We start from the raw sequence: 6,633 nt of genomic DNA, 5'->3' as shown, positions 1-6,633 counted from the left end.
CAGGGGGGACCCTGTGGGAGAGTAGGACGCCGCCGAACAATCATTCACAAAGAACCCCCATCCGGGATCCGGATGGGGGTTCTTTGCATTTCCCGGCTACGGCTGCCGCTACCGCTACCGATTACCGCAGGCTGTCGAGGTCGACGCTGTCGGCCATCGCCTGGTAGCCGCGCGGGCTGGGGTGGAGGTGGTCGCCGAAGTGGTAGCCGTCCGGGATGCTGCCGGTGCCCGCAGGGTCGATGGCCCGGTCGAAGTCGGCGACCGCGTCGTACTCGCCTGCGCTGCGGATCCATTCGTTGAGGTCGCGGCGCATCCGGTCGGTCTGCGCGGTCCAGAACGGCGCGCCGCCGAACGGCATCAGGGTCGCTCCGACGGCCCGGACGCCGCGGGCGTGGGCGGCGCGGATCAGGGTGCGGTGGGCGTCGATCAGGCGCTGGAGGGTGACGGGCGGGTCGTCGCGGTCCACGCCGCAGATCTGGTCACCGGTGCGGAGGATGTCGTTCATGCCGTGGGAGACGATCACGGTGCCGACGTTCGGCTGGTCGAGCACGTCGCGCTCGAAGCGGGAGAGGGCGCTGTCGCCGGCGCAGGCGGAGTCGGCGAGCATCTTGTTGGAGCCGATGCCGGCGTTGAGCACGGGGCGCGGCCGGCCGGCGGCGATGAGCCGTTCGGCGAGGCGGTCGGGGTAGCGGTCGTCGCCGTCGACGGTGGCGCCGAATCCGTCGGTGGTGGACTCGCCGAAGGCCACCACGGCCTTGCCCGCCGGCCGGCCGCCGGTGACCTCGACGCCGCTGAGGTAGTACCAGGAGCCGAAGCCGGGGCGGACGGCGTCGGTGAACGCGGTCGCTCCGGTGTCGCCGCGGTGGTCGCCGGCCGCCCGGTAGGTCGTGGTCATGGAGAGCTGGTGGTAGGTGGCGGGGCCGGTCGGGCCGTCGAAGTAGAGGGTCAGCGCCACCCGATCGCGTGCTGTCACCGGCAGCGGCACCGGGTCGCTGAGCACCTCCTCACCGACGGGGACGACGACGGATTCCCGGTGGGCGAAGCGCAACGGCCGCACCGTCCCGGGGACCACGGCCGCGCCGTCGGCGGCCCGGCCGACGTCGGCTCCGGTCAGCCGTAGCGGCGTCGTCCCGTTCAGGTTGGACAGCCGGAACCGGACGGCCTTGCCGCCGCCGCTGAGCCGCACCACCTGGCGCACCGACTGGTGGTCGAAGCCCTGCCCGGCCCAGGTCGCGAACCAGGGTGCCGCGGAGGGCCGCATCATCGGCGCGGACCAGGCGGCCGACCAGCGCTGGTGATGCGCCGAACCGGCCGGGACGGGGGCGGCGGTCGCAGGGACGGCGGTCGCGGCGATCGACAGGGCGGTCAGCGCGGCGACGGACGCGGCGCGGGCGAACGAGATCATGGGGGGCCCTTCCTCGGGGCATCGGTCGATGCGTGGACGACGGCCGGGCGGGGATCCGGTGGCTCGCGCCGTCCGGCTCCCCGTCCGCTCATGATCTTTGACTCCTGGCGGCGCGGATTTGTGACAGGGGAGCGGCCGTGATCACGGTCATACCCCCGAGATGACGGTCAGTCGGGCGGGATCTCAGTCATTCGCCCGGCACCACGTTCGACAGCGGCAGGCCCTCGAAGAAGGCCACCGCCTCCTCGCGCCAGTGCGGGCGCCAGTCCCGGGCCTCGGCGCGGGCGGCCTCGGCGCAGCGGCGCATGTCGGTGCGGAGCTTCCGGTCGACGCCCAGCTGCCTGGCGAGCTCGCGGATCCGCGCGACCGTTTCGGCGGCGCAGTGCGGGTCACCGAGCGCGGCCTCCACCTCGGCCCGCCGCGGCTCGTCGGCGGCGGCGAGCAGGGCGGTCACGGCGTAGCTGCGGCGGCCGGCGCGGAGGTCGGCGCCGGTGGACTTGCCGGTGGCGGCGTCGTCGGCGAACAGGTCGAGGTAGTCGTCGCGCAGCTGGCCGCCGATGCCGACCAGGCTCGCGTAGCGGCGCAGTCGGGCGTCGTGGGTGGCGAGGTCCTCGCCGGCGGCGAGCAGGCCGAGCCGGAGCGGGGCGAGCACGGAGTACCGGGTGGACTTGTACTCGCAGACGGTGTTCAGGAACTCCTCGTCCGGGAGCGGCCGGAGGTCGCGTTCGAGGTCGGCCAGCTGACCGGCGACGGTCTCGGCGCCCGCGTTCAGCTGGACCTCCAGCATCGCCTGGCGCAGTTCGGCGGGGACGTCCGCCTCCAGCAGGACCCGCATCGAGAGGAAGGCGGCGAGGTCCCCGGCGAGGATGGCCAGGCCCAGCGCGGTGTGGTCGGCCGCGGGGAACTCCTGCCGGTAGGCGTAGTAGGTGGAGGGGCCGCCGCGGCGGACGGGGGAGTCGTCGATGATGTCGTCGTGGACGAGGCCGTGGGTCTGGAGCAGTTCGATGCTCAGCGCGGCTTCCGCGAGGCCGGGCACCGGGTCGGTGGTGACCAGCCGGGCGGCCTCGTACAGCAGGGCGACGCGCAGGCGTTTGCCGCCGCGCAGCGAGAGGTCCCGGAGCAGGTCCAGGCAGTGCGGGGTGAAGCGGCTGAGCGGCGGGGTGTCGAGGCATTCCGGCAGGGTGGCGAAGTAGGCCTCGAAGCGGAGGTCGAACCGGCGTCGGTGTCCGGCGGCCCGTTCGCGGGCGGCTGCCATGATCGTCTCGTCCATGACGCCCACCCTCGCACCCGCGCGGGCCGGCCCCCGCCACCGGGGTCGGGGCGGGGGCCGGCCGGGTGCGAGCTGCGAGCGTGGGCGGTCAGGCGTGCTGGGCCCCGTTGTAGACGTTGTAGGCGTCGTCACGGAAGTAGGAGCTCACGGCCCACCACTTGTTCAGCCAGCTGTCACCGGTGACGAAGGTCCCGGTCTGCACGGCCGAGCCGTCGTTCTGGTTGTAGTTGACGAAGAACGGTCCGCCGCTGGCGCCGCCGCCCAGCCCGATGCAGTTGTCGATCCGCGCGGTGGACGGCTGCTCGGGGCCGGCCACCGGCTGGCCGCCGCACCAGAGGGCGTGCTCGCGCTCGGCGGGGACCACGCCGGGGATGCCGATGATGTGGGCGTAGTTGTTGATGTCCCGGTTGAACCCGATGCCGGTGGCCCCGACGACGTCCGCGATGTGCCGGCCGTTCTGGGTGTTCAGCACGATGAAGGCGATGTCGCCCTGCGGGGCGGGCGCGTCGACCCAGCCGGCCGCCCGCCAGGTCCACCAGCCGTAGGGGGCGTTCCCGGCGTCGTAGTTGGGCGCGAACTTGAAGTCGTGCCCGCCCTCGACGCAGTGCCGGGCGGTGGCGATGACGTCGCGGTTGGCGCTGGAGACGACGTTGGCGGTGCAGACGGCGTTCCCGGTGAGCAGCCGCCCGGTGGTGCCCCAGACGCTGGCCCCGGCGGCCTGAGCCCCGGCGGCGGTGGCCTCGGCGGCTCCGGCTGCGGCCTTCGGGGCGGCGGTCGGCGCGGTCGCGGGGACCGTCAGTGGCCGGCCGCCGAGCGAGCCCTCCTGCTGGGGCGTCCAGCGGGTGCCGGCGGCGTTCGCCGGGTTGATCAGGACGTGGCTCCGACTGCTGACCTGCTCGACCGGCTTGCCGCTCGTGGCCGGTGCGGCGGACGAGACCGGCGCGATCAGGCCGAGGGTCGCGACCGAGACCACGGCGGTGGCGAGGAGACCGCGTATACGCATGGTGTCCTTCCTTCCTCTGCTGGACGGGGTGTGCTGTGCCGTCAGCTTGGAAGGGGCACGTCAACAGCGCGTCCACAGCACGTCGACGGCCGCAACCGGCACCCGGCCCGACCGGGGGCGGAGCGGTCGCGGCCGACCAAGGGCGGGGTGCGGCGTAGCATCGGGTGGAGTGGTACCGGCACTCGGCGGCGGTCGGGACGACGGGGTTGTTGGCGGGGGAGCCGGAGGCGAGGGCCTGTTCGGCCATCAGGGGGATGAGGTCGGTCCAGGTGGCCCGGTCGATGCCGTAGGCCTGCGGGGTGGGGACGTCCAGGTCGCGGCAGAGGGTGCGGAGCGCGTCGACGAGCTTGGCGGCTGCGGTGTCCGCGGCGTCGTCGGCGGTCGCGACGCCCAGGGCGCGGGCGCAGTCGGCGTAGCGAGCGGGCGCGCCGGCCACGGAGAAGGCGGTCACCTCGGGGAAGAGCATCGCGTTCGACAGGCCGTGGGCGATGTGGAAGTGGGCGCCGATCGGGCGGCTCATGCCGTGCACCAGGGCGACGCTGGCGTTCGAGAAGGCGATCCCGGCCTGGGTGGAGGCGAGCATCATGGCCTCGCGGGCCGCGGCGTCCGAGCCGTCCGCGTAGACGCGGCGCAGGTTGCGGCCGATGGTGCCGATCGCGGTGAGGGCGAGGCCGTCGGAGAAGGGGTTGGCCTTGCGGCTGACGTAGGCCTCGACGGCGTGGGTGAGGGCGTCGATGCCGGTGTCGGCGGTCAGCCGGGGCGGCATCGACATGGTCAGTTCGACGTCGACCACGGCGGCGACGGGCAGGAACGCGGGGCCCGGACAGAGCATCTTCTCGTCGGTGGCGCTGTCGGTGATGATGGTGAACTGGGTCGCCTCCGAGCCGCTGCCCGCGGTGGTGGGGACGGCGATCACCGGGAGCGCCGGGCCGAGGTTGACCCGCGGCGCCTTGTAGTCGCGCATGCCGCCGCCCTGCACGCCGAGCAGGGCGAGGGCCTTGGCGGTGTCCATCGGGCTGCCGCCGCCGAACCCGATGACCGAGTCCGCCTCGTGCTCGCGCAGGGCCAGCAGGCCGGCGTCCAGTGAGTCGGTGGTCGGGTCGGGCACGGTCTCGGAGAACAGTCGCGGCTCGACGCCGGCCTTCCGCAGGATCGCCAGCAGGCGGTCCGCCGCGCCGCTGCCGACCAGGAAGGCGTCCGTGACGAGGAGGGGGCGGCTCAGGCCGAGTCCCGTGATGACGGCGCCCAGTTCGTCGGCGGCGCCGCGGCCGACGCGCATGATCCGGGGCAGGGACAGGCTGGCTACCATGGGCGGACCCCTCGACGGTGGGAGGAACTCCGACCGGCGGCCCCGGCCGGGGAGGTTCGACTCTGACGCCCGCGAGCGTGTGCGTTCAAGCGCCAATCGTGCAGACGGGGTGTGCGGAAATGCAGATACGCTGCCACCGTGCGCTCCCGCTCCCCTTCCGGTCCTCCCCGTGCCCTTCCGCCGACGGACGGTGGCGAGCCCGATCCGCGGGCGCCCGAGCCGAGAGGCGCCGACCTGAGAGGGTCCGAGCTGAGAGGCGTCGAGTCGAGAGGAGCCGAGCCGAGAGGGGCCGACGCGCACGGGCCCGATCCGCGCAGGCTCCGGGCGGACGACCTCCGCTACCTGCTCGCGGTGGCGCGGACGGGGCGGCTGGTGACCGCGGCCGACGCGCTCGGCGTCGACCACACCACGGTGTCACGCCGCATCACCGCGCTGGAGCGGAGCCTCGGCGCGCGGCTGATGGAGCGCGACACGGAGGGCTGGGCCCTCACCGACGCCGGGAAGGCCGTCACCGAGAGCGCCCGGGCGATCGAGGAGGCCCTCGTCCGCGCCGTCGACGCGGTGTCCGGCCAGGACGCCCCGTCCCTGCACGGCACCGTCCGGGTGAGCGCCCCGGACGGCTTCGGCACCGTCTTCGCCACCTCGGCGCTGGCCCGGGTGCGCCGCTGCCACCCCCGGCTCCAGGTGGAACTCATCACGGCCACCCGGCCGTTGACCCTGCGTCCGGCCGGGTTCGATCTCGCGCTGGCCATCGGCAGGCCGCCGAAGAGCCGGCTGGTGACCGAGCACCTCACCGATTACGCCCTGGGCCTGTACGCCGACGACGGGTACCTCGCGCGGTGCGGGCCCCCGGGGACGGTCGCCGAGCTGCGGGAGCACCCGTTGATCTTCTACATCGAGTCGATGCTCCAGGTCGGCGACCTCGACATCGAACGCCATCTGCCGGGCGTCACACCCGCGTTCTCCTCCACGAACGTGTTCGCGCAGCTCGAAGCGACCCGGTTGGGAGCGGGAGTCGGCGTGCTGCCGGCCTTCCTCGCCGAGCGGGCCGGCTTGCGGCGGCTGCTGGCCGACGAGGTCGACATCCGGTTGCCGATCACGCTCGCGGTGCGGCGGGAGGCGGTGACCCATCCGGCCGTCCGGGCGGTGCGCGACGCCCTGCACCACGAGGTCGCCGACCGCGCCGCGGAGCTGCTGCCGGTCGGTGAGCTCAGCGGGTGAGCTCGGCGGGTGAGTCTGCTGGGTGAGCTCAGCGGGTGGGTCCGGCGGGTGGGCTGGGTAGGCGGGCCCGGTGGGTGAGCCCGGTGGATGGCCTCAGAGGGTGAACATGGCGGCGTACGGCGGGGTGATCCGCTCCTGTCGCGAGCCGAAGTCGACGAGGACGGCGGCGTCGGCTCCGTCCTCCACCCCGATGACGCGGCCGAGGCCGTACTTGTCGTGGGTCACGCGGTCGCCCAGGGCGAATCGCTTGGGCGGTGCGTCGGGCCGGGCTTTGAAGGGGCTGGTGGGCAGGGGGCGTCGGACTGCCGGTGATTTCCTCATCCCGGTCAGTATGCGCCGAAAATCGGCGGAACGGGCCGTCCGGGCCGACCGAAATTCTCGGCCGGTCCCCGCGGCGCCAACTGCCTTGCCGGGTGGTACGGTTG

The 6,633-nt window shown here is 73.7% G+C and carries 5 protein-coding genes and 1 pseudogene; 1 reads left to right on the top strand and 5 read right to left on the bottom strand.

The genetic code is table 11. The features are described from left to right. Positions 1–121: 121 nt before the first annotated feature. From AB0N76_RS16410 to AB0N76_RS16395, 4 genes and pseudogenes are all read right to left on the bottom strand, one after another. Positions 122–1,405, bottom strand: a complete 1,284-nt coding sequence (locus AB0N76_RS16410) for an SGNH/GDSL hydrolase family protein (protein WP_363557556.1) — start codon at positions 1,403–1,405, stop codon at positions 122–124. 187 nt (positions 1,406–1,592) lie between these two features. Next, the gene (locus tag AB0N76_RS16405; RefSeq protein ID WP_363557554.1) at positions 1,593–2,675 is read right to left on the bottom strand and encodes a polyprenyl synthetase family protein; all 1,083 of its coding nucleotides are present in this window, start codon (positions 2,673–2,675) and stop codon (positions 1,593–1,595) included. Between the two features lie 88 nt (positions 2,676–2,763). Beyond that, positions 2,764–3,678 (bottom strand): peptidase, encoded by a 915-nt coding sequence (locus tag AB0N76_RS16400; protein ID WP_363557564.1) that lies wholly within the window; start codon positions 3,676–3,678, stop codon positions 2,764–2,766. A 241-nt stretch (positions 3,679–3,919) separates the two neighbouring features. Then, a pseudogene (locus AB0N76_RS16395) lies at positions 3,920–4,957 on the bottom strand (iron-containing alcohol dehydrogenase); the annotation flags it as partial. Between the two features lie 141 nt (positions 4,958–5,098). On the opposite strand from AB0N76_RS16395, the gene AB0N76_RS16390 reads away from it, so the two are divergent. Then, entirely contained in the window at positions 5,099–6,208 is a 1,110-nt protein-coding gene (locus AB0N76_RS16390) for a LysR family transcriptional regulator (RefSeq protein WP_363557552.1), read from the top strand. Between the two features lie 93 nt (positions 6,209–6,301). Here the strand turns inward: AB0N76_RS16390 and AB0N76_RS16385 are convergent, their stop codons facing one another. Next, positions 6,302–6,529 (bottom strand): hypothetical protein, encoded by a 228-nt coding sequence (locus AB0N76_RS16385; protein ID WP_363557550.1) that lies wholly within the window; start codon positions 6,527–6,529, stop codon positions 6,302–6,304. Positions 6,530–6,633 lie beyond the last annotated feature (104 nt).

The sequence above is a fragment of the Kitasatospora sp. NPDC093806 genome (genome assembly GCF_040683335.1).
In the GTDB taxonomy this organism is placed as follows: domain Bacteria; phylum Actinomycetota; class Actinomycetes; order Streptomycetales; family Streptomycetaceae; genus Kitasatospora.
Note: the sequence above shows the minus strand (reverse complement) of the source record. Positions and strands in the feature narration are given on the sequence as shown.

What these genes read in the sequence shown, in the direction of transcription:
- AB0N76_RS16410 (WP_363557556.1), bottom strand. Translation starts at nt 1,405, where the DNA reads ATGATCTCGTTCGCCCGCGCCGCGTCCGTCGCCGCGCTGACCGCCCTG.
- AB0N76_RS16405 (WP_363557554.1), bottom strand. Translation starts at nt 2,675, where the DNA reads ATGGACGAGACGATCATGGCAGCCGCCCGCGAACGGGCCGCCGGACAC.
- AB0N76_RS16400 (WP_363557564.1), bottom strand. Translation starts at nt 3,678, where the DNA reads ATGCGTATACGCGGTCTCCTCGCCACCGCCGTGGTCTCGGTCGCGACC.
- AB0N76_RS16385 (WP_363557550.1), bottom strand. Translation starts at nt 6,529, where the DNA reads ATGAGGAAATCACCGGCAGTCCGACGCCCCCTGCCCACCAGCCCCTTC.